The organism is Paenibacillus sp. 2RAB27 (assembly GCF_052115445.1).
In the GTDB taxonomy this organism is placed as follows: Bacteria; Bacillota; Bacilli; order Paenibacillales; family NBRC-103111; genus Paenibacillus_E.
In genome coordinates this window covers 62955-87256 of record NZ_JBFRGR010000026.1, presented here as the reverse complement: position 1 = coordinate 87256, position 24302 = coordinate 62955, and the positions used below count along the sequence as shown (strand labels likewise).

The following is a 24302-nucleotide window of genomic DNA, read 5'->3' as shown; positions in this document are numbered from 1 at the left end:
TAGTCTAATTGAGGGTCATTCGGTTTAGAGCGAAGCATGAGGTTCACCACTTTCAAGAGTATACTTATATTATACCAAATTAACGCGGTAATGTGATGAACTAAAAAGAAAATAATAAAGACTGTCGAGACTTTCTCGACAGTCTGATAAATTACAGTTAATCTTATTGTTCGGCCGAAGGATGCCAGCAAGGATGGGTTCAAGGAGGCTGCTGTATACAAAAAGGGACGTACTTCTCAAAGTACAGTCCCTTTTTTTGGCTTAAACCAGAATATCCAACGTGCCGTTGGGATTCGTGTTCACTTTCTTACTGGCAGCGTTGCTCAGGCCGGAAGGGTCGTTCGAGTTCCTAGTGCCGGAATCGTGTTGACTAGAGCTACCGCTGCTGGATTTCGAGCTCGTCTGCGCGATTTGCTGATCAATTTGCTGGATCTGTTGCTGGATGAGCTGCACTTTGCGCTCTTTCGTCTTCTGCTCATCCTTGCTCTGCTGTTCCTTCGTTAGTTCGGTTTGCAGCTTGGCTTTTTGTTTCTCAAGGGCAGCTGAGTCCGTAGAGCTGGAGGTGAAGGAGTACGTGCTGCTACTGGACGTGGTTGATGAAATGGAAATCGACATGGTGATCTTAGCTCACCTTTCTAGCTTCAATTTGGACATGTTGAAAAGCCCATAGGCGATTATGACATGCCAAATTGAGGAAACGCTGAAGGCTCACTGAGGATTTGCTTAAAATTGGAGATCGAGAGAGGCAAGCAGAAACTTGCTCACCTTATTCGAAGTGGAATCCGTATAATGGATATATAAGGATATGTGTTTGAAAGGCGGATAGCAATGTCGAATTTGATTAGAATCGGACTCTTTTCCAAAATCGCACAGGTGACCATACGCACTCTGCGACATTATGATGAACGCGGCTTACTAAAGCCTGCTTATATCGACATCGCGACAAGCTATCGGTATTACACGTATGAACAGCTCACTCGAATTCATCATATCGTGGTGCTGAAGGAGACGGGGTTCTCGTTAGATGAGATCGCGACGATGATCGATCAAGCACTCACAATGGACGACATGAAGCAGATGATGCACAAGAAGAAAGCGGAACTAGCGAATCAAATAGAGGAAGCAACACAACAAATGGCGCGTATCGAGTCTAGATTGCATCAACTAGAACGACTTGGTGAGAAGCCTGCCTATGAGGTTGGGATTAAGCAGGTACCAGCTCTTTATATGGCTGGGCTTCGCCGAATCGTACCACGCCTACAGGATATGCCCGTCTACCGCTGTCAGATGTTTGAGGAGCTTGAGGAAGGGCTGGGGGGCTGTGCATCGATCGACACTATGCAACAGGAGTACGTTCTGTATCATATGACAGAGTTTATTGAGGAGAATTTCGACATTGAAGTGGGGTTTAGTTTCGATTCATTAGCCCACCTACGCCCAACTGGCCCCATCACCGTATATGAAATTCCAGCTGAGCCCATGGTAGCAAGCCTTATTTACAAAGGGCCTTTCATGGGTGTTGGAGAGGGGATTCTAGCGCTTTTTACATGGCTCGGGGTTAATGGCTATGCACAAACCGGTCCGGTTCGCGAGCTGCACCTATTCGGAAGAGAAAACCATCTTGAAGATTACAACCATGTAGTTGTGGAGCTTCAAGTGCCTATATCCCAATAGGCTGCCAACTATTTTCTAAACATCTCTTGACTCTCTCGTTACGGTAGACAATATCGTTAGGGTATCGAAAACGAGGGGGCATGATGAATGAGTAATCAAGTACATGTGATTGTTGGAACGGGGCCACTCGGGATGGCAGTCATGCGGGAATTAAAGCGGCGCGGGGTCGAGCGTATACGCATGGTAAATCGCAGCGGGAGATTGTCCGAGACGGCAGCGGTGGAAGTGGCCAAAGGGGATGCTTCCCAACTTGCTGATGCGGTAGCGATGTGCAAGGATGCTGCTGTGGTCTATCACTGTGCTCATCCAGGCTATACGAAATGGCCGACCCAATTTCCCGGCCTTACCCGAGGGATTATGGCGGGTGCTGCTGCTGCAGGTGCGAAACTGATCTACGGTGACAATCTGTACATGTATGGCCAACCGAATCAACCTCTTACGGAGGACCTACCACATCTAGCTACTGGCAAAAAAGGGCTAACACGCGCCCAGATGGCGGAGGAATTGCTGCTTGCGCATCAATCGGGGAGGGTCCGCGTGGCGATTGGCCGCGCCTCGGACTTCTATGGCCCAGGTGTGAAACAGTCCTCGCTGGGAGAGCGAGTTTTTAGCTTCGCCTTGAGAGGCAAGCCTGTAGGTTTGCTGGGTAATCTGGATATGCCACATACCTATACGTATATTGATGACTTTGCGAGAGGACTTGTGACACTCGGTCAAGAGGATCGTGCTCTGGGTGAAGTCTGGCATCTACCAAGTGCGAAGACGCACACAACCCGAGAGATGTTAGGGCTGATTTTCGATGAGCTAGGCTCGACAAGTAAAATAAGTACATTATCCCGTCCGATGGTGACGATGATCGGTCTTTTCCATCCAATGCTGAGGGAACTCAAGGAAGTCTTATACGAGTTTGAGCATCCCTTCATCCTGGATCACAGCAAATTTGAAGCTGCTTTTGGCCCGCAAACGACGACTCCGCATGTGGAAGCCATCAGGCATACCGTGCAGTGGTATAAGGAAATGATGCAGGAACAGCGGGCTCGTTAGCATGGACCCTACCAAACGGGGTTGCATATGATCCAGTTCCATGTCTATTATCTGTCCATGAAATGGCTGATGTTAGAGCCTCACTGAGAGATACGGAACGTAGTTCCCCTATTTCGAGATATTTGAGCATTTTCTGAAAGTTGCGGAACGTCAGTTCGCTATTTCTGCGTTTTGTGTGGTTTTTTGAGCAATTCTGACCGATAGCGGAACCACGTTCCGTTTCACCTCTAGCATGTAGCGTCCGTCGCCGCTGTAGCGATGGTTTTCTCGCGTACAGCACGCGAAAACCGCCCCCAAACCCCAAAAAGGCACCCATCCAGGGTGCCTTTCCTTCCTAATACCCGTCCGTCCGCTGCCCAGCGTTCTCCGCCAATTCAGCTCCAGCCTTCGCAGCGGCTGATCCTAAGTGCTCTTGCTCAATCTTCGCTTGAGCGAGCCCTTCAGACACACGCCGTCCGTAATCCGGATCGGCTTGCTCGAAATAGCTGATCATGTTCGCCTGGATGACCGGCTTACAGATCTTCAAAGCATCGACCAAATTCGCGATCAACTCATCGCGTTCCCAATCCTCGAACTTGCGGTACGTATCGCCCGCCTGCCCAAAATCATTCGTGCGGCTAATCTTCTCGCGAACTAGCCGGTCATTATACATCGGCTGGTGCTCTTTGCCCGAAGGCGCAGCTTCCTGCAACCCGCCGAGCGAGGAGGGCTCGTAATTGACATGTGGATTTTGCCCGGGAGCTTTGTCCACCATCAGTGTCATCTGCCCATCCCGCTGGTTCGTGGCCACAGGCGACTTCGGCGCATTGATCGGCAGCTGCAAATAATTCGTTCCCACGCGATAACGCTGTGTATCCGAGTAGGAGAATGTTCGCCCCTGCAGCAGCTTATCGTCCGAGAAATCGAGGCCATCGACGAGTACCCCCGTTCCGAAAGCAGCCTGCTCGACCTCAGCAAAATAGTTCTCCGGATTGCGATCCAGCACCATTTTGCCTACTTTCCGAAAAGGAATCTTCTCATGATCCCATAACTTCGTCGGATCGAGCGGATCGAAATCGAGCTMAGGGTGCTCGTCGTCGCTCAGAATCTGCACACACAGCTCCCACTCCGGATAGTCACCCTTCGCAATGGCTTCGTATAAATCCTGCGTGGCATGGCTAATGTTTTTACCTTGAATCGCCTCGGCCTCGGACTGTTTCAGATTCTTCATCCCTTGCTTCAGCGGTTCCCAGTGGTATTTCACGAGCACCGCATCGCCGTTCTGGTTCACCCACTTGTACGTGTTGACGCCTGAACCCTGCATTTGCCGATAGTTGGCCGGAATACCCCATGGGGAGAAGAGGAAGGTGATCATATGCGTCGCTTCTGGCGAATTGGAGACGAAGTCGAACATTTTCTCGGGGTTCTGCAGGTTCGTGACCGGATCGGGCTTGAACGCATGCACCATATCAGGGAATTTCAAAGGATCGCGGATGAAAAAGATTTTCAAATTATTGCCGACTAAGTCCCAGTTGCCATCTTCGGTATAAAATTTCGTCGCGAAGCCGCGCGGATCCCGTAAGGTTTCTGGCGAGTACGTGCCGTGTACCACGGTCGAAAACCGAACAAAAACAGGGGTATGCTTCCCCTTCTCCTGAAAAAGTTTAGCACGCGTATACGTAGAGACCGGCTCGTCGCCGACCGTTCCATACGACTCGAAATACCCGTGAGCCCCAGCGCCGCGCGCATGCACCACACGTTCTGGAATTCGCTCCCGATCAAAATGGGAAATCTTCTCGATGTAATGGTAATTTTCGAGCGTCGACGGCCCGCGATTGCCAATCGTGCGGATGTTCTGGTTATCCGAAATCGGATGGCCTTGGCGGTTCGTTAGGGTCATATTGGTTGGATTGTTTTGTTCGTTATTGCCTGTTTGGTCCTTGTTCATGGGTGTTGAGCAGCCTCCTATTGGGTGTTAGGAGTAACTTTTACCAAGATGAGGGAAATTATTCCTTGCCAGAAAGCCCTCCCACTCTTTTCAGGGAAAGAAGGCAAGGGCTTTCTGGCCGGTATCCAAATATTAAAAATCAAAATTGTCCGGATCTGGACCGACACGTGCATTCTGATTCATCCCATTAATAGCGTTCATATCCTGTTTCGTTAACGCGAAATCGAAGATGGATCCATTTTCAAGAATTCGATGCGCTTTAGTTGATTTCGGAATCGTTACGATGCCGCGTTGGAAATCCCAACGTAGAATGACTTGCGCGATGGATTTACCATGTTTAGCAGCGATCTCGCTGAGCACAGGATTCTCTAAAAGCTGACCCTGCATGAGCGGAGACCAAGCTTCCAACTGGATGCCATGCTCCTTGCAGAAGTCGTGTACGTCCGTTTGAGCTAAAAGGGGATGAAGCTCCACTTGGTTAACCATTGGTTTAATTGACCCTGTGCGGATCACATCTTCCAAATGATGAATTTGGAAGTTACTCACGCCAATTGCTTTAACGCGCCCTTCCTTATAGAGCGTCTCTAGCGCTCTCCACGCCTCTACATATTTGCCTTGAACAGGCCAGTGAATGAGGTACAGGTCAAGATAGTCCAAGCCTAACTTCGCTAAGCTAGCCTCATAAGCAGCAATAGTAGCTTCATACCCGAGATCGGCATTCCATACTTTTGAAGTTACGAAAAGTTGATCTCTTGTTAGACCAAGCTCTTCCATGCCTTCACGAATCCCCTGTCCCACGCTGCTTTCATTGCCGTAAATGGCCGCGGTATCGATGCTGCGGTAACCAACTTGCATAGCGGATTTTACAGCCTGAACGACCTCGGGTCCGTCTTCGACTTTAAAGACGCCAAGCCCAAGCCAAGGCATTTTTACATCATTGTGCAGTGTGATTGTGGATTGAAGGTTTGCACGATTCGTTGTGGTAGTCATTGTGGTATTCCTCCTAAAATGGTTGGTTGTAATCGTTCCGGTTGATCAGATTTTTCGAGCTTGCGGCTCCAGAAGGTGAGTAGCACGGCACCGAAAACCATCACCCCGCCAACCCAAGTGGTATGAATGAGCCCGATGGAATCGGTAATGATGCCACCAAGGAATGCTCCCCCGGCAATACCAGCGTTGAAAGCTGCAATGTTGAAGGCAGATGCGACATCTTTGGCTTCTGGGGCGAAACGCTCAGCGAGCTGAACGACATAAATTTGTAAGCCAGGTACATTCATGAATGCGAGTAATCCCATGAAAAATATGGTGATTAAACCAGCAGCTTTAAATGGCGCTGTAAACATAAAGAGAAACAGCACGAGGGATTGTAAAAGAAACATGATGAGCAAGGCTTTGCTTGCATTACGGTTCGCGGCGCGACCTCCAATGATATTGCCAATCGCAATGGCAACCCCGTACAGGAGTAAGATTAACGCTACTGTATGTTCTGCAAATCCTGTAATCTCATGTAACAACGGAGATAAATACGTGAACACCACGAACGTGCCGCCGTAACCTAAGGCTGTGATGGAAAAGGCGAGCAGCAGGCGTCCATTCGTAACCAGCTTCAGCTGTGTGCCTAACCGTGTTCGTGTGCCTTTACGCAAATTGGCGGACACCAAGATCAGGTTCGCGATGAGAGCCACCACGCCTACCGCGACAATGGCGAAGAACGCGGCCCGCCAGCCTAGCTGCTGGCCGAGATAAGTACCGATCGGCACACCGGTCACGGTAGCGACGGTAAGCCCCGAGAACATGAGCGCAATCGCGCTGGCTCTGCGGTTCTCGGGCACGAGATCAGCGGCGATCGTTGAGCCGATCGACATGAAGATGCCGTGCGCCAGCGAAGAGATGACGCGAGCGATCAACAGCACGGCGATGCCACTTGCCGTGGCGGCCAATAGATTGCCCGCGATAAACACGAGCATGATCCAGAGCAGCAGCGTTTTGCGCGAGACGGTTGAGGTTAGTGAAGTTAAGATGGGGGCTCCTAAAGTAACCCCTAACGCATATAAAGTAACGGTTAACCCTGCACCTGTGATGGATATATGAAGGTCTTCAGCAATGAGCGGAAGCAGTCCGACACTGATAAACTCGGTTGTGCCAATGGCGAAGGCGCTAACCGCGAGGGCTAGCAGCGCTAGTGTATTTCCTTTGGTTTCTTGTTTCATAGCAATCACTCCAAACTTGTTTGTACCGGCCGGTAAGTGCTATTATCAGACATAATAGTCGGATTGACCAGTACGTACTTTCTAGTACGGTAGGTACTTTTCAGTGCCTATAGCATGGGATGGAGGGAAATCATCAGATGGCTAAAAAGCTGTACAACATCTCGGTAGAAGCCACGCTGGAAGTGATCGGTGGGAAGTGGAAATGCGTCATTCTCTGCCATTTGACTTATGGTAAGCGGAGAACGAGTGACCTCAAGCGATTGATGCCTAGAATCACTCAGAAAATGCTGACACAACAGCTTAGAGAGCTCGAAGACGATGGGATCGTGGATCGGATCGTGTACAACCAAGTGCCGCCTAAAGTGGAGTATGCACTCAGCGAGTATGGGGCAAGCCTGAAACCGATCTTGGATTCGCTCTGCATGTGGGGAGAAACGCATATCATCAAAGAATATGGAGATAAATTCGTTGTTCTTGAGGAAAATGTACTGAATAAACGGGACGAAGAGGTCCTAATTGACGAACTTATGGAGAAAGAGGTAGAAATGACATGAATACATCGATCAATCAGAAGGGTGATTCCCAGGTAGCCATCGTGGAGAGCACGGACATTCTCATCAGCAATGAGCAAGATGCGCTAGATTTAATGGCATCCGTCCGATACCTGACAGGTTGCGACAAGTTTATTATTAATCAGTGGAATTTAACCGAGGATTTCTTTGAGCTCAAAACGAAACTCGCAGGCGATGTTCTTCAGAAATACACGAACTATCAGATGAAAATGGCAGTCATCGGCAATTTCGATCAGTATGACAGCAAAAGCCTCCGCGATTTCATCTACGAATGCAATCATGGCAAGCACTTCTTCTTCGTCGCAGACGAGCAGACTGCTTTGGATGCTTTGCATGGCGTGAAGTAGCAGCCTTGCTGACACCAACACCTGACCGTACCACGTAATACCAACAAATTTAGCTACTCAAGTAACTGGATCGAGTGCATACTCAACCAGCACCAGCACCAGCACCAGCACCAGCACCAGCACCAGCACCAGCACCAGCACCAGCACCAGCACCAGCACCAGCACCAGCACCAGCACCAGCACCGAATATCAACATTCCAGCCCCCAGCGTAACCTCCACGCCCCGCGGCAACGAATAACTGGAAAAACTACAGCTAATCTCGCCGTTTTTTCGCCGAAACACGATTTAACTGGAAAAAATGTAGCTATTTTGGTGCTTTCAAGCTGGACGAGAGCAAAATGCTAAAATTAGCTGTAGAAAATCCAGTTAATCGTATTTTCATTGCGGAATCTGCTGATTTAGCTGTACTTTTTACATCTAATCTCTACTGCGGTGCGTGCAAAAGTGTGCGCTATTAGTTAGTGGTTGGTGTGCGATGTGCTTCAGTACCGTGCTGCCGCGATGCCACGACCTAACCAACTAGCCGACTAACCCAACCCACAAAAAAACAGCGCAGGATCACCCCCGCGCCACCTTTTATTTCCCGAACTGGCCGGGCCGGACTTTCTTAACGTCAAACATGCTTACATTGGATGAAATGACGTATTCTGGACGTTCCTGCCCTTTACTATTGCGGTGGCCAGCGAGATGCTCAGGGCTTTTCTCCCAGTTTTTCCACGCTTGCTCGGATTCCCAACGGATGAAAACGACGACTTCTTCCGCCTCTTTGCTCCGTTTGTTGACCATAACGGTCATATCGATAAGCCCTTCCATGCCGTCCAAAGGCCCTTCCTTGCTAAAGCGCTCCACGACTTTGTCGCTATTACCAGGTTGTACAATAATGGTCCTCTGTTGAATAAGCACGAAGTTCAGCTCCCCTTACATGATTTATGATTATGAGAATCATTATCATTTAAATTAAGGGAGACGTCAACACAAAGCTTTCACTATGCATTATGCATTGAATCTTTTTTGTATTGAATCGTTCCTATACTGAAGCTTCCTGTGCACTAAATCATCGTGTCCTAGCTCTTTCGGTCCCCCAAATCATTCCGTCTTCTACTTACTTCCCCGCGACCGCCTCCAGCAAAGCTTGCAGCGACAGTTCCTCCAGAGTCCCCACTCTACGCGGCTCCCCATCAAAAGACAGGAACTTCGTAACCGGGTTAGGCACCACGATGTAATGCATACCTGCGGCCGCAGCAGCGCGTGCGCCGTTAGGTGAATCCTCGATCGCAATTGCTTCATCTGGCTGCACGCCAAGATCCTTCAGCGCAAGCTCATACAACTCGGGATGTGGCTTCACCAAAGCGACATCTTCTGAAGTACGAATCGTCTCAAAATAATCACCAATCCCCAGCTGTGCCAGATACGTATCGACCCAAGCTCGCTTGGAGCTGGAGGCTAACCCAATGCGCAGGCCTAATGCTTTGGCCCCCTCTAAATAATCAAGAACGCCCGGGAGAATACCTTCATTCGCCATCTTCTCGGTATGTCGATCATGTATACCTTGCCGAAAAGATGCCCGATTAAGCGGAATGTTCAGCTCGGTGATCAAATATTCATAAGGGTCGAAGAGATGCGAGGACGTTCCAATGCACTTTCCGTACATGTCCAAAGTCAGCTCCACCTCATGCTCGAGATAAGCTTCCCTGAACGCCTCATACCAAGCCGTCTCCGTATCCAGAACCGTGCCGTCAAAATCTAAGATCAATGCTTTTATCGTAGTCAAATTGCATTCCTCCTCATGAACCACAACAAATTCTAAATAAAATGGGGAAGGGTTTCTAAAAACTTTGTCGAAATCTAGAAGACTAGTCTATATGACCTATATGACCTATGTGTACCAATCCGCAATGCTGTACAATTATGGAGGTGTTTTTGTTAATCATGTCACAAGCTAAATCCCAAGGCAAGCAAATATCTGTAAGGTTTTTTCGTTCTCTCTCTTTCAAAATTTCAGCTTGGACAGCCGCCTGCTATATTGTACTTTGCGTGTTGCTTACCTTCGTTTCCTATCAACAGCATAGGCAGCAAATGTCAGAAAACTTGGTCGCACTTGAGGAGATTTTCCACGCTCCCCTCATGCAGAAGATAGATTACATTGAGAAATCCAAGGAAGAATTAAAGAAAAATAAAGAAGCTTATAAGTATGAACCTGCTGTTATGAACGTACAGGAGGATATGGACCGTGTCTCTCAAGGGGATTTGGTCGAAAATGCCTACTTATTTTACCCAGAATGGACAACATTGGAGGGAGAGCCAGCTCTTTTGAATTTGTTATCCAATGCGGAGCTATATGTCGATGAGAAGCCAACTGATCCTTATGCACCCGTTCCTGAGTTGCTTACGGCGCTTAAGGAAGCAGAGAATACAGGTTTCGGTATTACGGGAGTCTACCAAGATTCATTAGGAACTTGGGTGAGTGCGGTGAGTACGATTCGAGATCAGGATGGCAAACTTGTTGCTTTTGTAGGATTAGATTTCAATTACAGCGTCCTGCAGGCACAAATGAATAAATATACCGTCCAATCGCTATGGACAGGTTTAATCGCCATTGTGATCGGAACCCTTTTTATCGTATTTATAGTACGACTGTATCTGCGTCAGATTACCCCATTAATGAAGCTGGCACAGTCAGCGGCAGCAGGAGATTTGTCGGATGCATCGCTGGTCAAAAGCAAAAGCAGTGATGAATTGGGTGTATTAGGCAATCATTTGAAAGACATGGTCGGGAACCTTCGCGGCCTTATCGTTCAGATTGCACAAGCAGCACAGCAGGTTTCGGCGGCATCGGAATCGCTGCAAACGGGTGCTCAGCAGACTAGCCAATCTACAGCATCTGTTAACGAAATGATGAGCCAGCTTGCTTCACATTCCGAGCAGCAACGTCACGGCACAGAGGAAAGCAGTCATGCCATGAATGAGATGGCTGTCGGGATTCAACGCGTAGCGGAATCTGCAGGTCATGCCACGGACATTTCAGGCCATGCGCGCGCTCATACGAGCGAAGGCAATGCACGGATGGGGCAGAGCATGCTGCAAATAAACGAGGCACTTCGCTCCGTACAACAGGCGGTACAAGCGATTCAGAGCTTGAAGTCGATGTCCGAGGAAATCGGCGAGATCACTGTCCTCATCACGCATGTGACGAGACAAACGAACTTGCTTGCACTGAATGCCTCTATTGAGGCAGTTAGAGCAGGTGAGCATGGCAAAGGCTTCGTAGTCGTTTCCACGGAAATCCGCAAGCTTGCGGATCAATCTCGACTGGCGACAGAACGTATTGCTGAGCTCGTTGAGCGTGTCCAACAAGAGACAGGAGCTGCTGTTATCGCGATGGATCGCGGCCTTGGGGAAGTGGAGGCTATGCAGGCTGTCGCCCAACAAACGGACGGTACGTTCAAGGAGCTTTCTGGCACGGTGCAGGAGGTCGTCGATCAGATGACCGATGTATCAGCCGTTTCGGAGCAAATGTCAGCAAGTTCAGAGGAAGTACTGGCGGGAATCGTGGAAATAGCAGAGCTAACTCGCATGACAACGGAGCTTACACAGGCTGTTGCGGCTGCAACGGAGCACCAACTAGCGACGATTTCGGAAGTTGCCAGGACGGCTAACGAATTGAATGGGATGTCGAATGAGCTGCAATTGGCTGTGGCTCGCTTTAAAGTGTAAGCCTCAAAACAGCTAGAAGAAATAGGATGCCTTCGGGCATCCTATTTTAGTACGGAAAACCTTGACATTTTCATTGATAATGATTATCATTTTTAGTTGATAGAGAGAAATTATCGAATCATTGGGCCCTATATACATATTCAAAATAAACGGCTACGCTGTCCTTCTTGGACAGGAGCGTTTATCTAGAAATTCAGCAAAATTGTGATGTGAAACTTATAAATACTGAATTTGGAAAAGGGGATGTTCCTCATGGCAATAGCAACGCGAATATATACCGAACAACTACATGTTTCTTATGATAAATTGAAAATCATCAACGATCTGAGTATCGAGATTCCAACGGGTAAGATCACCGCTTTAGTCGGTGCCAATGGATCGGGGAAATCGACGATATTGAAGGCGATGTCGCGACTATTGAATCCGACGGAAGGGACCGTTTTCCTAGATGGCCATTCCATTCATCATCAATCGACGAAGGAAATCGCCAAGAAATTAGCGATTCTACCGCAGTCGCCATCCGCTCCGGAAGGCATTACAGCCGAAGAACTAGTAGGATATGGTCGTTTCCCGCATCAGCGCGGTTTTCAGAAGATGTCCAGCGCCGATCGTGAGATCATCAACTGGGCGTTCGAAGTGACGGGGATGACAGCGTTCAAGGATCGTCCGATCGATCATCTATCAGGTGGTCAACGTCAACGGGTATGGATCGCTATGGCATTAGCGCAGCAGACCGATATGTTGTTCTTGGATGAGCCAACGACTTATTTGGATATGGCACATCAGCTTGAGGTTCTCTGTTTGTTGAAGGAAATTAACGAGCGTCACAAGACGACAATCGTCATGGTTGTGCATGATTTGAATCATGCGACGCGTTATGCGGACCATTTGATTGCAATTAAAACAGGGAATGTCGTCTATGAAGGTTCACCGATGGATATTGTAACACCACAAATGCTGCTCGACGTGTTCGCTATTCATGCTGATGTCATCGTGGATCCAAGAGCAGGCGTGCCGCTCTGTATCCCTTATGGCTTGGTTTCGGATGATGAAGTTGTGGCGCAAGAAGTACGTAAAGTAGTAGTAACGAGTGCTTGATTAGCATAAATAAGCCTGTGAAAGAGGTACCCCCGGATCAGGAGGTGCCTTTTCTTTGTGGAAATGATAGGCTTCCCTTGTGTTCAGGAAGGATTTTTGGCACAATACTAACTAGATGGTACGCTTCGGCTGCTTAGAAGAACTGGACTGCACGTGATAGTCTTGAAAAGAGGATAACGGAATGAAACTTTCATCTATATATGGATTAACTTTTGATCAACTGGTCGCTTGGCTGGCCGAAAAAGGCTACAAAAAGTCACGCGCCCTGCAAGTATGGGACTGGCTGTATCGCAAGCGGGTCGCTTCGTTCGCGGAAATGACGGATGTGAAAGAGGATTGCTTAGCCACGTTAAGCGAGCATTTTGCTATTCATACCTTGAATGAGCACACGCGGCAGGAATCGGCGGACGGCACGATGAAATTCCTGTTCAAGCTGTCGGACGGCAATTTGATCGAAACGGTCCTGATGCGTCATAAATTCGGCTTATCCGTCTGTGTGACGACGCAAGTGGGTTGTAACATTGGCTGCAGCTTCTGTGCCAGTGGCTTGTTGGCCAAGAGCCGTGATTTGTCCGCCGCGGAAATCGTGGAACAAATTATGAAGGTCCAATTTCATTTGGACGCTATGGGCAAAGCTGAGCGCGTGAGCCATATTGTGGTGATGGGGATTGGCGAACCCTTCGACAACTTCGTGAATATGGTCGATTTTATCCGCGTCGTGAAGGATCAGAAAGGTCTGGATATTGCAGCAAGACACATCACAGTATCCACCAGCGGTCTGGCGCCTAAAATTAAAGAGTTCGCGGACTCGGATTTGAAAGTGAATCTCGCGATTTCCTTGCATGCGCCAACGAACGAGCTTCGTACACGCATCATGAAAATCAACAAAGCGATTCCGATCGAGACGTTGATGGAAGCAATTGAGTACTATTTGGAGAAAACGAATCGCCGTATTACGCTAGAGTACATTCTGCTCAAAGACGTGAACGATGGCAGAGAGCATGCACTTCAACTGGCTGAGCTGATTCAGCATATCCGCCAGCTGGCGAATGTGAACTTGATTCCGTACAATCCGGTGGATGAGCACAGCCAGTATCAGCGGAGTGAGCGCGAATCGGTGCGCGCCTTCTACGATACGCTCAAGAAGCAAGGCATCTCTTGCAGTGTGCGTTTGGAGCACGGATCGGACATTGATGCCGCTTGTGGGCAACTGCGAAGCAAACAAATCAAACAAGCCACAGGGGATAACGTTGTGGCGGGATAGAACTAGGGGTCTGTGAATGAATGACATTCGCGGGCCTTTTTGCATACAGGGGATGCCTGATGTGGACAACTCCAGCATACAATGGAAGAGCAGCAACTTCTTCGTTAGAATGCGTAAACTAGCTTTATAAGTTAGGAGAAGGAGAGTGGTCGTTGGTGAAGGCATGGATCCTCGGTGTGATTTGCGGTGCTGTTGTAACGGGTGTGACAGTGGTTTCTGCTTCTGATGTGCTTCATAAGGACAGACAAGTTGCGGTGAATGGGAAATTGCTCCATGCCCCGGTTCAAGTAACCGAAGATGGGACGACAATGACCTCTACAAGAGCGATTGCGGAAGCGCTCGGTGCAGAAGTGAGCTGGAACGAAGCGTTGAACACGGTCGAAATTCGCAGTACAGAGGATAATAGGATGTCATATGCCAAGTATGTGTCCTCTCTCCTTCACGGTACATATAGTTTGAAAATGGAGATCATGGGAGAGAATGCAGGCGCGCATGCCGATACGACAGTCGTGTTCTCGGATGGTTATGTGGATGTGCCTGACAACACGGATTTTCAGAAGCTTTTCCTCCTCCTCCTCGCTGATCAAATGGGGGATCTACCACTATCGAATAAGCGTATCGAGTTCTGGTCCAATAAAGAGCTTGCGCAGGCGTATGTCTCTGGGGACTATCGCGTGGATGGGCTGGAAGGATGGTCGGGGTTGAATGCCCGGTTTGGCTTGTTAACGAACGAGGGAGGAAGTAAATCGCTTTCGCATATTCTGAGTGTTCATGAGCGTGACAACGTCTCGATTGGCAAATATAAGCCCCAATAACACCAAAAGCCGTCCTTGCAGTGAACCTGCGTGACGGCTTTCTCATTTGTGCTTAGTTGCGGCTACGTACGATCATCATTAGGCCGCCAACCACGATGAGCCCAATAGCGATGATGGAATTGTTATGGAATAGCGTCCCGAAGATGGAACCGATAGAGAAGATCGCGAAGAACAGCAGMGACATCACCGATAGGATGTTAATCGGAATGAGCAAATACTTATTGCGGCCGCCGAACCAATACAGTTCGAACAAGCCGACAGCCACTGCAAGCATGAAACCTGGCCACATGAGGTGCCAAATATCAAAAAGCGCGGAGATTTGGCATACGATACCTGCCGTTAGTAGAATACCACCTGGAACAAGTACGCCTACGCCTCGTCGTTGCATGATGAAGAAGTACAACCAATGGAAGAAGACCCCGACAGGAATAACGAAGAGTGTCGGCCAGAAATATTCAAAAATAGTGCCCGAACTAAACGATACATCCCCTTTTAGAAACATAAAAACACCTAACAGAATCAAGATCGGCCCGAGAAAGGCGCTGCGATTCATATTCATATTCAATTTGTTCACTCCTATTATTGGATTCATTACTCTAAGAATACCATGACAGGGTACAAGTGTCTTCAGACTATAGGGAAGGACGAAGATCGGTCTGAGGACTGATTTAACTGGAAAACGTACATCTAAATTCACCCAATTCGTCATTGAAAAAGGACTAACTGGATTTCCTACAGCTAATTTCGCATATTCCGTCCGAAAGCGCCAGAAGCCGAGATTTAACTACCTAAAATCCATCTAATTGAGTAAATTGGCCGATTTGCGCTTGAATAGATGTAGTTTTTCCAGTTAATCCAATTCCAATCTACTCAAGTGCCTGGCGGGGAGCTGATTGCGTGGTTAGAGGGGGAAGGGGGCTATTTTGGTGGAGTAGATGAAGATGAAGATGAAGATGAAGATGAAGATGAAGAAGTTGGATGGGGCTGTAAAATGGCGTGGTTGGAGAGACAAGTGTTTGAGGAGCGGTAATGCAGGAGCAGTAATGCAGGAGCAGTAATGCAGGTGAAGTAATGCTAGTGGAGGAACTGAAGAGGCAGAAGTGAAAGTAGCTTAGGGTCCGCTATACGCCAAAAAGCCTTCCTCCCACAACGTGGAAGGAAGGCTTCAACAGAAGGGGCAGAAGCCCCTATAACCCTTACTAGAAAAACTTCACGAGCTCATCCTTGATCTCGTTATTCGAACCGCCAACCACTTTCTGAAACTGTGGTTTGTCGAACAGCGCTTGGATTTGCTCTGGATACGTCTGCGCAATACCGCGCAAGCGGATCGACTCATCGAACTTCGCCGGATGCGCAGTGGACAAGGATACCGTTACCTCGCCAGCGACGGCGAGCTTATCAGCAGCAGCAACACCGCACGCGGTATGCGGATCGAGCAGGTACTCGTACTTCGCGTGGTAGTCGCTGATCGTGTCGAGACACTCGTCGTTCTTCACGCCGTACGCAGCGAAATCAGCCTGTACGGTCTTCAACTTGTCGGCAGGGATGACAACGCGGCCTTCGGCCTTAAACTGCTCCATGATCGCGTTAACAGCCGCAGCGTCTTCGCCGTACAGATAGAACAAGTAGCGTTCGAAGTTGCTCGCCACTTGAATGTCCATGGACGGGCTATACGTGCCACGGAACTCGCCTGGTTGATACACGCCTTCTTGTACAAACTTCTCGAGAATATTGTTCTCATTCGTAGCAAGAATGAGCTTGTTGATTGGAAGCCCCATTTTCTGAGCCAAGTAGCCAGCAAAAATATCGCCAAAATTCCCCGTCGGTACGCTGAAATTTACCTTCCCAGCCTGCCCCACTTGTGGCAGTTGGAAGTAGGCGTAGAAATAATACACCGTTTGCGCCAAGATGCGGGCAATGTTGATCGAGTTAATCGCGCGCAAATGGTAGCGGTGCTTGAACTCAACGTCTGCGAAAAGCTCCTTGATGATGCGTTGGCAATCATCGAAAGTACCTTCAACCGAAAGATTCAACACATTCGCGTCATTGACGGTTGTCATTTGCAGCTCTTGTACCTTGCTGACCTTCTGGTGCGGATGCAGGATACAAATACGGATGCCCTCTTTACCGCGAACACCCTCGATTGCGGAAGCTCCTGTATCGCCGGAGGTAGCTCCGAGGATGTGGATGATGGAGTTCGTTTTGCGTGAAACGTACGAATACAGATTGCCAAGGAATTGCAGGGCAATATCCTTGAAGGCAAATGTAGGCCCGTGGAACAATTCAAGTACATACGTGTCATCGCTTAGGCGTTTAACCGGTGTAACCGCTTCGTCACGGAACGTTGCATAGCTTTCATCAACGAGCTGCTTCAGCTCATCGCGTGGAATTTCGTTGTTCACAAAAAGCGAGAAGATTTCTAGGGCTAGCTCTGAATAGGAGAGCTTTGACCAGCTTTTAAGTGTGTCAGCAGATAGCTGTGGGAGGTGTTTCGGTACGAGTAGACCGCCGTCATTGGCCAATCCCATCAGGATCGCATCGATGAAGCCGATAGGTTCTACTTTGCCGCGAGTGCTAATGTATTCCATATGAGTCCCCTTATACGATTGAATTTTCAGTTATTGTATCAAAAAACAGAACATTTGGACAGTGCACATCCGTCACAGGTACGATTCTTTCAAAAACAAAGAGAGGCTGTCTCAAAAGCCAATTTTGACTTTTTGAACTAGCCCCTTTTTTCGTTAATGACCGATGATTAATAAACCTGCTTCCCGCATCTAACTGGATTTTCTCCATCTATTTGAAGTGGAATTCTCGAATTTGAAAGATTAACTGTATTTCCTGTAGTTAAATTCCTTCGATTTACTCGATTCTTCAAATTTCATACAAATTAAATGTACTTTTTCCATCTAATTCTCAAAATACGTCAGATTCGAGCAAATTAGCTGTAGTTTATACATCTAAACATGAATTGGCGGTCACCATGCGCCGAATACACTACCCACTGTGGATTCCGATGACTGAACACATGGTGCATGACATTGTATCAAAAGGAACATAGATGCGCTATTTGCCTTATTTTTGCTATTCTTGCTCTGCTTCTACAACGATTTTCCAGGCGTTGCTGATAGGCGGCAAGCTTTTGGTCATCATAGGGCCGTAAAAGCCGATCACGTTCGCACCTTTAACCAGCGCGGATTTGTCAATGGGAATGCCCTTACCGTCTACAATGGCTGTGTCAGTACCAACTGTAAGAACAACCTCACCTGGCGCATCTTCGGTAAGCCCTTGGCCTTTAACAAGAAGGCTGCCATCTTCGCGTACAGCTTCAATGATGCCAGAAGTACCTAAGGCACCCTTATGAGCTGCTGTATCAAGCACGGTGATTTTGGATGTGGACGTTTGCGGCGGCAAACTAAGTGTCATCGCCATGGAATGCTCCGCAGTGATCGTTAAACCAACGTGAAGATCAGCAAGTGTCAGCTTCGTGCCGTTAAGCATTTGGTAGGTTGTTTCTGGGCTCACATTGAGCACGATACCACCAGTACCCGTGTCTTGAATTTGAATCTGAGCGTTATCGCCTGTTGTACGAATGGAGGTGATGACGCCGGTCGATTGCACGTTCTTGGTCGCCTCTTTCACTGTGATCCCTTCGGAACTTCCTCTTTGCTTCGCGTGCATATCGGGAATAACAGCATCTGTGGTAGCTGCATAAGCGGCTCCTGTTGTCAGCAGGCTGGATAAGGAGAGGATGGCTAGCGTTTTCTTCATCATAGGTTTCATCGTGTGTAACTTCCTTCCTGTGTGTGAAATATAGGTAATAATCTTGCTCTCTCTAACATTGGGGGCTGTGATAAGGTTCCAGACGAGCTGAAAGTTTCATTTTAAACAAGATACAGAGTGGACTTCATAGAGTGGAAACTATAGAATCAATGAGTGTGCCAAGAAATTGTAAAGAGGTGGTAATGGTGTCTTTTGTTATGAAGCTTCGCTGGTTTTTCAAAGAGAGATGGAAGTATTATGTACTCGCAGTCTCACTCTTAATCGGTGTGAATATCTTAGCGACGATTCCGCCCAAAATGATCGGGAATATCATTGACCATATTCGTACTGGGAGTTTAACAGCTTCCGGGCTTCATTATACGGTGTATTTGCTGATTGGGCTTTCGCTGCTTCTGTATGTCATGACCTATTTGTGGATCACGAATTTATTCGGTAACTCCGCATTGGTGGAGAAGCTGCTTCGAGGACGATTGTTGACGCATTTGTCCAAAATGTCTCCTCCGTTTTTCCAACGCAACACGACGGGGCAGCTGATGGCGCTGGCGACGAATGACATTCTAGCCATTGGTCAAACGTCCGGTTACGGGGTGATGACGCTCGTCTCTACGATCGTGGGAGCATCTGTCGTCATCATCACGATGGTGTCGCTGATTTCGTTCAAATTAATGCTTGCAGCGTTAATTCCACTGCCTTTTCTAGCTGTGATGATTAATATGTTAGGCAAAAAGGTCCGCACACGCTTTCTGGCGGCACAAGCCTCCTTCGGTGTAATGAATGATCATGCGCTGGAATCGATCTCCGGTATCCGAGTCATTCGTTCTTATGTGCAAGAAACGCACGATTTGAAAGCCTTCGATGAAGTTACATCGGATGTGATGAACAAAAACCGCCGCGTATCGATGCTCAATGCGCTGTTCCAACCATTGACCTCTTTGATCGTTGGTCTCAGCTATTCGATCGGTATCGGATACGGGTCGTATCTCGTGTTCCAAGGCGAAATCACGCTGGGACAGCTGATTTCCTTCAATATTTACCTCGGTATGCTCATCTGGCCGATGATTTCCTTCGGCGAGTTTATTAACGTTCTGCAGCGGGGGAGCGCCTCGGCAGATCGTCTCGATAAAGCACTGACGCAGCAAGCTGATATTGTCGATGCTGAGAATCTTGTCCACGTCGCTGTGCCTGAACGCATCGAGATGAACGATCTGACGTTCACCTACCCGACTGCGAATCATCCAAGCCTCGTTCACGTCTCCTTTGAGTTGCAGCGGGGACAGACGCTTGGGATCGTCGGTCGGACCGGCAGCGGCAAAAGCACGCTCCTCAAGCAACTGCTGCGCCAATATCCAATTGATCCAGGCAAGCTAAGCATCTCGGGTGTACCCATCGAGGAAATCGCCATCGATCAAATCAAACGTTGGGTTGCCTACGTGCCTCAGGAGCATCTGCTGCTATCGAAATCCATACGTGACAATGTCGCGTTAGGCAAGCATACGGCTTCACCGGAGGAGATTGCGCACGCTGTAGAGATGGCTTCTTTTACCCAAGATATTGCCCAAATGCCTGATGGTTTATCAACAATTGTTGGTGAGAACGGCGTGATGCTGTCCGGCGGACAGAAGCAGCGTCTAGCGATTGCGCGAGCGCTGTTGATTGATTCGGAGATTTTGCTGCTGGATGACTCGCTCTCCGCGGTTGATGCTCGTACGGAAAGTCGCATTCTTCAGCATATCCGCAAGGAACGAGCGGGGCGTACGACACTCATTTCCACACACCGACTGTCTGCTGTGAGCCACGCGAACTGGATTCTTGTCCTAGATGAAGGCCGAGTCATTGAAGAGGGCACCCATGAGGAGCTTATGCAGTTCGGTGGCTGGTACCGTGAACAGTGGGATCGTCAACAGATGGAAGCCAGTCTCGAAGAGTGAGAAAGGAGGACAACTATTTTGTCTAAACCGACTACGGCCAGACGACTCATGTCTTACGCATTCGTCTACAGGTTCAGAATTCTCGGAGCGCTGCTCATTCTTTGTTGTTCAGTAGCTGCCGAGCTGGGCGGGCCTTATATAACGAAAACGATTATTGATACCTATCTCTCCACAGGTGCGCAAGAAATGGCGCCGGTGCTCAAACTGCTAGGCCTGTATATGGGTTTACTGTTAACAGCAGGTCTATGTAATTATTCACAAGCCTATATTCTTCAATCTACCGCCTTACAAATTATTAAAAACATGCGGATGGATTTGATGGGCCACATTCAGCGTATTTCTCTGCGTTATTTCGATAACACGCCGATAGGCCAAGTCGTATCTCGTATCGCCAATGACACGGAAGCTGTCCGCGATCTCTTCATGAGCTTTATGGCCACGTTCGTTGTCAGTATGCTCCAATTGGTCGGGATTTACGTTGCACTTTTCCTATTGGATTGGCATCTAGCCTTGTTCTGCTTGGTGCTGCCGCCGATTTTTGTAGTGATTATGTATGTTCATCTCAAATATTCGAAAATCTTCATCACGATTATGCGCGCTAGGCTCAGCGATATGAATGCGATGATCAATGAATCGATCGTCGTGATGCCGATTATTCAAGCTTTTCGCCGTGAGAAAGTCACGCTGGAAGAGTTCGAAGTGCTGAACATGGATCGCTATGTGAACCAGCGGAAGCAATTTCAAATTTACGGCCTATCCACACGTAATGTGGTCGGGACGATCGGCAGTTTGGTGACGGCGATGGTCATTTGGTATTTTGGCGGAAAATCGCTGGAGACCGCCATTTCGTTCGGTGTGTTTTACGCGTTTATTGATTATCTAGGTCGGGTTTTTCAGCCGATTATTGGGATTTTCGATCAGTTGACGAATGCGCAGCGGGCTTTTGTATCAGCGGAAAAGGTGTTCACGATTCTTGACATGGAAGGTCAAGACGTTGAGAAGGTTGGCCACGTGGAGCGCCCTGAGGGCATCGTGAAGTTCGATAATGTCACCTTTGCTTATAAAGAAGGGGAAAACGTCTTGAAGGGAATCTCTTTCGAGGCGCGAAAAGGGGAGACGATCGCCCTAGTCGGGCACACCGGCTCAGGCAAAAGCTCGATCCTGAACCTGCTGCTTGGCTTCTACGAGCCTGGTGAGGGCTCAATCACGATTGATGGCCGCGACATCAAGGGCATGTCCAAGCAAGCCCTGCGTAAGCATATGGGGATCGTGCTGCAGGATCCGTTCCTGTTCGCGGGGGACATCAAGTTCAACGTCAGCTTGTACAACGAGGATATCTCACTCGACAGAGTGAAGGCTGCGTTGCGGGATGTTGGCGCAGCTGGCTTTATCGAGCAACTGCCGAACGGCTACGACGAGCAAGTCGTCGAGCGGGGCAGCACGCTGTCCTCTGGCCAGCGGCAGTTGATCTCGTTCGCGCGTGCGCTGGCATTCGATCCGTCGATCCTGATCCTCGATGAGGCGACAGCCTCCATCGACAGTGAGACGGAAGGGCTCATCCAGCGTGCGCTGAAGGTTGTGAGTGAAGGGCGGACGACCCTCGTCATCGCGCATCGGTTGTCCACGATCCGCGATGCGGATCAAATTCTTGTGCTGCACCGCGGCGAGATCGCCGAGCGGGGCAATCACGATACGCTCATGGCGCTAGGCGGGCGCTACGCGAAAATGTACCAACTGCAGAAGGGTTCTTCGGCAGTTGTAGGGTAGAAAGAGGCGCTTCCTCGGTTGATGGGGAAGCGCCTTTTGTGTGTAGGTGTGCCGCGGTGCACAGCGCGGTTGGTAGCGTCGTCGACGGTGGCTGCGACTAGCCTTAGCCTGCCTTGGGGCGACGAGCTCCCGCGCCATGGGCCCGTAGATGCCCTAGGAGCGACAGTCCCCCGCGTCTCGTGTAACCAACCCCTGCATGAGGAGCGGTCGGCACCCGCACCCGCACCCGCACCCGCACCCGCACCCGCATTAACTGGAAAACCTCCAGTTAAAATCGCCGATTTTAGGCTTGGCGGCCAAATACAGCCGAATTAACTACAGGAAATACAGTTAAGTTCTCTGAAGTGAGAAAAGTGACGAAATTAGATGTACTTTTTACAGTTAACGTGTGGGAGAGGGGGAGCTGTGGTGGAGGTGGAAGGTGAAGTAGAAGATGAAGTTGAGGGGGAGTTGGAGTGGAGGTGGAAGGTTAAGTAAAGGAAGAGGAAAAGGAAAAGGAAAAGGTAGAAATAGAGATAGGTAAAAAGTAAAGATGATGCTGGTGCTGAAGGCGTGAAACAGTCTTAATGCTAATTTGTTTAAAGCACGTGTCCCTCAACAGAGCTATAACCCACCAATCCAAGGTGACCATTTAGAATTCAACATTACCCATCAACATAACAGAAAATCTGATAACAAGCGAACCCACCAAAATAACAACAGTCAGTAACAAGCCAACTCACCAAACACCACGACTAGCCAGCACCATATATCCACGACCGCATCACAACCCACCCCAACAAGCCTGCTCTTATTACTTTCAGAAGCTACTTCTCTAAACTTACGGCGCAACTTGCTCCAAAACCGCTGTTCAAGCTCACTCCTAACTGCCGATTGCGCGGAAAGGGAAGAAGAATTTTACATATTTTGATTGACATGCAACTAAATTGTTGCATATAATGGGCGCATGGACAAACTTTTTAAAGCACTTGCAGACGGAACACGCAGAGAATTACTCGACATCTTGTTCGTGAATAACGGACTATCCTTATCAGAACTCTGTCAGCAAATGACAATGAGCCGCCAAGCTGTTACGAAGCACCTTTTGCTGCTGGAGGAGGCAAATCTGGTTACGGTCATGTGGCATGGCCGCGAGAAACTTCACTATCTGAACCCAGTACCGATCGGGGAGATCTATCATCGCTGGATCGGTAAGTTTGATCAACGTCGCATTGAGGCGTTAACCAATTTGAAGCTAGCCCTAGAGGAGGATTCGAATCATGAATAAGAAGTCTTTCGTTTATGTGACATACATCGCAACGACACCTGAGAAGCTATGGGCAGCCTTAACGAGCAGTGAGTTTACGAAGCAGTATTTTTTTGGTCGTGAAATCATTTCAGATTGGCAAGTCGGTTCAAGCTTTCACTTAATGAATAAAGACAAGACTGAACACTACGGTGAAGTACTTGTCTATGAGCCGTATCGCTTGCTCGCGATTACTTGGAGCATTAAGGACGCGGAAGGTGATCGGATGTCCAATGTGACGTATGAATTAACACCATTGAACGGTACGATCAAGCTAACGCTTCGCCATGAGGAGCTGTTGGAACAGGATATTCGTAAGGATGAAGGCAAAATCGAAGGATTTAACAACGGCTGGCCTGTCATTCTCAGCAATTTGAAGAGTCTGCTCGAAACAGGCAAAATATTGCCAGCGTTCTAAAGGAGGGCAAGATGATGAGCATAAATCAACTGAAATACTCGGTTAACAACGCGGGTGCATTTTCTGATTTTGCAAGTGTGACTGAAGGCATGTTGAAGGGTAAAATCTTTCTAAAAGACTCCTTACAACTAACGAGTATGGAAGTTTCACTTAATCATTTACCCCCGCAAGGGGAGATCCCCTTTTATCATAAGCACCAGCAGAATGAAGAGCTCTACATCTTCCTTCAAGGGCAAGGCCAGATCCAAGTGGACGGAAACGAAATAGATGTGCACGAAGGCACGTCCATTCGCATTGCACCTGACGGTGTGAGAGCGTTAAGGAATACGTCGGCGACACAAGGCCTGCATTTTATTGTCATTCAAGCCAAGGAGAATAGTCTCACCCAATGGGTGGAGACAGATGGAATTATTCAGGATCAACCCGTCGAATGGCATAACAAGCTCTAGTTGTTT

The 24302-nt window shown here is 48.6% G+C and carries 22 protein-coding genes and 1 pseudogene; 13 read left to right on the top strand and 10 right to left on the bottom strand.

Annotation, left to right across the window (positions count from 1 at the left end; translation table 11 throughout):
* Window positions 1–261 precede the first annotated feature (261 nt).
* Window positions 262–615: a FlxA-like family protein gene (locus tag AB4114_RS26845; protein WP_441991209.1), complete on the bottom strand. Its 354-nt coding sequence runs from the start codon at window positions 613–615 to the stop codon at window positions 262–264.
* A 213-nt stretch (window positions 616–828) separates the two neighbouring features.
* On the opposite strand from AB4114_RS26845, the gene AB4114_RS26840 reads away from it, so the two are divergent.
* Entirely contained in the window at window positions 829–1674 is an 846-nt protein-coding gene (locus AB4114_RS26840; protein ID WP_441991208.1) for a MerR family transcriptional regulator, read from the top strand.
* An 87-nt stretch (window positions 1675–1761) separates the two neighbouring features.
* A complete protein-coding gene (locus AB4114_RS26835; RefSeq protein ID WP_441991207.1) occupies window positions 1762–2718 on the top strand; it encodes an NAD-dependent epimerase/dehydratase family protein in 957 nt (318 codons plus the stop codon).
* Window positions 2719–3052: 334 nt separating this feature from the next.
* On the opposite strand, the pseudogene AB4114_RS26830 reads toward AB4114_RS26835, so the two are convergent.
* The 3 genes and pseudogenes from AB4114_RS26830 to AB4114_RS26820 form a co-directional block, all read right to left on the bottom strand.
* Window positions 3053–4594, bottom strand: a pseudogene (locus AB4114_RS26830) (catalase); the annotation flags it as partial.
* 183 nt (window positions 4595–4777) lie between these two features.
* Entirely contained in the window at window positions 4778–5635 is an 858-nt protein-coding gene (locus tag AB4114_RS26825) for an aldo/keto reductase (RefSeq protein WP_441991206.1), read from the bottom strand.
* Window positions 5632–6855, bottom strand: coding sequence for an MFS transporter (locus tag AB4114_RS26820; RefSeq protein ID WP_441991205.1), 1224 nt, complete (start codon window positions 6853–6855; stop codon window positions 5632–5634). The genes AB4114_RS26825 and AB4114_RS26820 overlap by 4 nt, the downstream gene beginning before the upstream one ends.
* 137 nt (window positions 6856–6992) lie before the next feature.
* Between AB4114_RS26820 and AB4114_RS26815 the strand changes: the two genes are divergently transcribed.
* Complete coding sequence (locus AB4114_RS26815) at window positions 6993–7409, top strand: winged helix-turn-helix transcriptional regulator (protein ID WP_441991204.1); 417 nt, start codon at window positions 6993–6995, stop codon at window positions 7407–7409.
* Window positions 7406–7774: a DUF4180 domain-containing protein gene (locus AB4114_RS26810; protein WP_441991203.1), complete on the top strand. Its 369-nt coding sequence runs from the start codon at window positions 7406–7408 to the stop codon at window positions 7772–7774. The genes AB4114_RS26815 and AB4114_RS26810 overlap by 4 nt, the downstream gene beginning before the upstream one ends.
* Window positions 7775–7831: 57 nt before the next feature.
* On the opposite strand, the gene AB4114_RS26805 is transcribed toward AB4114_RS26810, so the two are convergent.
* From AB4114_RS26805 to AB4114_RS26795, 3 genes are all read right to left on the bottom strand, one after another.
* Window positions 7832–7957, bottom strand: a complete 126-nt coding sequence (locus AB4114_RS26805) for a hypothetical protein (protein WP_441991202.1) — start codon at window positions 7955–7957, stop codon at window positions 7832–7834.
* A 394-nt stretch (window positions 7958–8351) separates the two neighbouring features.
* Window positions 8352–8678, bottom strand: a complete 327-nt coding sequence (locus AB4114_RS26800; protein ID WP_441991201.1) for an antibiotic biosynthesis monooxygenase — start codon at window positions 8676–8678, stop codon at window positions 8352–8354.
* A 199-nt stretch (window positions 8679–8877) separates the two neighbouring features.
* Window positions 8878–9546, bottom strand: a complete 669-nt coding sequence (locus AB4114_RS26795; protein ID WP_441991200.1) for an HAD family hydrolase — start codon at window positions 9544–9546, stop codon at window positions 8878–8880.
* A 158-nt stretch (window positions 9547–9704) separates the two neighbouring features.
* Here AB4114_RS26795 and AB4114_RS26790 point away from each other — a divergent pair, with 158 nt between their 5' ends.
* From AB4114_RS26790 to AB4114_RS26775, 4 genes are all read left to right on the top strand, one after another.
* A complete protein-coding gene (locus tag AB4114_RS26790) occupies window positions 9705–11489 on the top strand; it encodes a methyl-accepting chemotaxis protein (protein ID WP_441991199.1) in 1785 nt (594 codons plus the stop codon).
* Window positions 11490–11741: 252 nt separating this feature from the next.
* Window positions 11742–12587 (top strand): ABC transporter ATP-binding protein, encoded by an 846-nt coding sequence (locus AB4114_RS26785; RefSeq protein ID WP_441991198.1) that lies wholly within the window; start codon window positions 11742–11744, stop codon window positions 12585–12587.
* A gap of 181 nt (window positions 12588–12768) precedes the next feature.
* On the top strand, window positions 12769–13851 hold the full coding sequence (gene rlmN / locus AB4114_RS26780) for a 23S rRNA (adenine(2503)-C(2))-methyltransferase RlmN (RefSeq protein WP_441991197.1): 1083 nt from the start codon (window positions 12769–12771) through the stop codon (window positions 13849–13851).
* 155 nt (window positions 13852–14006) lie between these two features.
* Complete coding sequence (locus AB4114_RS26775) at window positions 14007–14666, top strand: stalk domain-containing protein (RefSeq protein ID WP_441991196.1); 660 nt, start codon at window positions 14007–14009, stop codon at window positions 14664–14666.
* Window positions 14667–14718: 52 nt separating this feature from the next.
* Here AB4114_RS26775 and AB4114_RS26770 read toward each other — a convergent pair whose 3' ends face one another.
* From AB4114_RS26770 to AB4114_RS26760, 3 genes are all read right to left on the bottom strand, one after another.
* A complete protein-coding gene (locus tag AB4114_RS26770) occupies window positions 14719–15225 on the bottom strand; it encodes a hypothetical protein (RefSeq protein ID WP_441991214.1) in 507 nt (168 codons plus the stop codon).
* Between the two features lie 640 nt (window positions 15226–15865).
* Window positions 15866–17254 carry a threonine synthase gene (gene thrC, locus AB4114_RS26765; protein ID WP_441991195.1) on the bottom strand — a complete coding sequence of 463 codons (1389 nt, stop codon included), beginning with the start codon at window positions 17252–17254 and terminating at the stop codon, window positions 15866–15868.
* 496 nt (window positions 17255–17750) lie between these two features.
* Window positions 17751–18449 (bottom strand): hypothetical protein, encoded by a 699-nt coding sequence (locus AB4114_RS26760; protein ID WP_441991194.1) that lies wholly within the window; start codon window positions 18447–18449, stop codon window positions 17751–17753.
* A 182-nt stretch (window positions 18450–18631) separates the two neighbouring features.
* Between AB4114_RS26760 and AB4114_RS26755 the strand changes: the two genes are divergently transcribed.
* From AB4114_RS26755 to AB4114_RS26735, 5 genes are all read left to right on the top strand, one after another.
* Window positions 18632–20377, top strand: a complete 1746-nt coding sequence (locus AB4114_RS26755; RefSeq protein ID WP_441991193.1) for an ABC transporter ATP-binding protein — start codon at window positions 18632–18634, stop codon at window positions 20375–20377.
* A 48-nt stretch (window positions 20378–20425) separates the two neighbouring features.
* Window positions 20426–22144, top strand: coding sequence for an ABC transporter ATP-binding protein (locus AB4114_RS26750; protein WP_441991213.1), 1719 nt, complete (start codon window positions 20426–20428; stop codon window positions 22142–22144).
* A 946-nt stretch (window positions 22145–23090) separates the two neighbouring features.
* Entirely contained in the window at window positions 23091–23411 is a 321-nt protein-coding gene (locus tag AB4114_RS26745; protein WP_441991192.1) for an ArsR/SmtB family transcription factor, read from the top strand.
* Window positions 23404–23847, top strand: a complete 444-nt coding sequence (locus tag AB4114_RS26740; protein WP_441991191.1) for an SRPBCC family protein — start codon at window positions 23404–23406, stop codon at window positions 23845–23847. The genes AB4114_RS26745 and AB4114_RS26740 overlap by 8 nt, the downstream gene beginning before the upstream one ends.
* An 11-nt stretch (window positions 23848–23858) precedes the next feature.
* Window positions 23859–24296 (top strand): cupin domain-containing protein, encoded by a 438-nt coding sequence (locus tag AB4114_RS26735; RefSeq protein WP_441991190.1) that lies wholly within the window; start codon window positions 23859–23861, stop codon window positions 24294–24296.
* Window positions 24297–24302: the final 6 nt, after the last annotated feature.

Excerpts from the sequence above, each read along its gene's own strand:
- AB4114_RS26740 (WP_441991191.1), top strand. The coding sequence starts at position 23,404 with ATGAATAAGAAGTCTTTCGTTTATGTGACATACATCGCAACGACACCT.
- AB4114_RS26790 (WP_441991199.1), top strand. The coding sequence starts at position 9,705 with ATGTCACAAGCTAAATCCCAAGGCAAGCAAATATCTGTAAGGTTTTTT.
- thrC (WP_441991195.1), bottom strand. The coding sequence starts at position 17,254 with ATGGAATACATTAGCACTCGCGGCAAAGTAGAACCTATCGGCTTCATC.
- AB4114_RS26750 (WP_441991213.1), top strand. The coding sequence starts at position 20,426 with ATGTCTTACGCATTCGTCTACAGGTTCAGAATTCTCGGAGCGCTGCTC.
- AB4114_RS26745 (WP_441991192.1), top strand. The coding sequence starts at position 23,091 with ATGGACAAACTTTTTAAAGCACTTGCAGACGGAACACGCAGAGAATTA.
- AB4114_RS26755 (WP_441991193.1), top strand. The coding sequence starts at position 18,632 with ATGGTGTCTTTTGTTATGAAGCTTCGCTGGTTTTTCAAAGAGAGATGG.
- AB4114_RS26820 (WP_441991205.1), bottom strand. The coding sequence starts at position 6,855 with ATGAAACAAGAAACCAAAGGAAATACACTAGCGCTGCTAGCCCTCGCG.
- AB4114_RS26785 (WP_441991198.1), top strand. The coding sequence starts at position 11,742 with ATGGCAATAGCAACGCGAATATATACCGAACAACTACATGTTTCTTAT.
- AB4114_RS26825 (WP_441991206.1), bottom strand. The coding sequence starts at position 5,635 with ATGACTACCACAACGAATCGTGCAAACCTTCAATCCACAATCACACTG.
- AB4114_RS26810 (WP_441991203.1), top strand. The coding sequence starts at position 7,406 with ATGAATACATCGATCAATCAGAAGGGTGATTCCCAGGTAGCCATCGTG.
- AB4114_RS26845 (WP_441991209.1), bottom strand. The coding sequence starts at position 615 with ATGTCGATTTCCATTTCATCAACCACGTCCAGTAGCAGCACGTACTCC.
- AB4114_RS26815 (WP_441991204.1), top strand. The coding sequence starts at position 6,993 with ATGGCTAAAAAGCTGTACAACATCTCGGTAGAAGCCACGCTGGAAGTG.
- AB4114_RS26835 (WP_441991207.1), top strand. The coding sequence starts at position 1,762 with ATGAGTAATCAAGTACATGTGATTGTTGGAACGGGGCCACTCGGGATG.
- rlmN (WP_441991197.1), top strand. The coding sequence starts at position 12,769 with ATGAAACTTTCATCTATATATGGATTAACTTTTGATCAACTGGTCGCT.
- AB4114_RS26735 (WP_441991190.1), top strand. The coding sequence starts at position 23,859 with ATGATGAGCATAAATCAACTGAAATACTCGGTTAACAACGCGGGTGCA.
- AB4114_RS26760 (WP_441991194.1), bottom strand. The coding sequence starts at position 18,449 with ATGAAACCTATGATGAAGAAAACGCTAGCCATCCTCTCCTTATCCAGC.
- AB4114_RS26840 (WP_441991208.1), top strand. The coding sequence starts at position 829 with ATGTCGAATTTGATTAGAATCGGACTCTTTTCCAAAATCGCACAGGTG.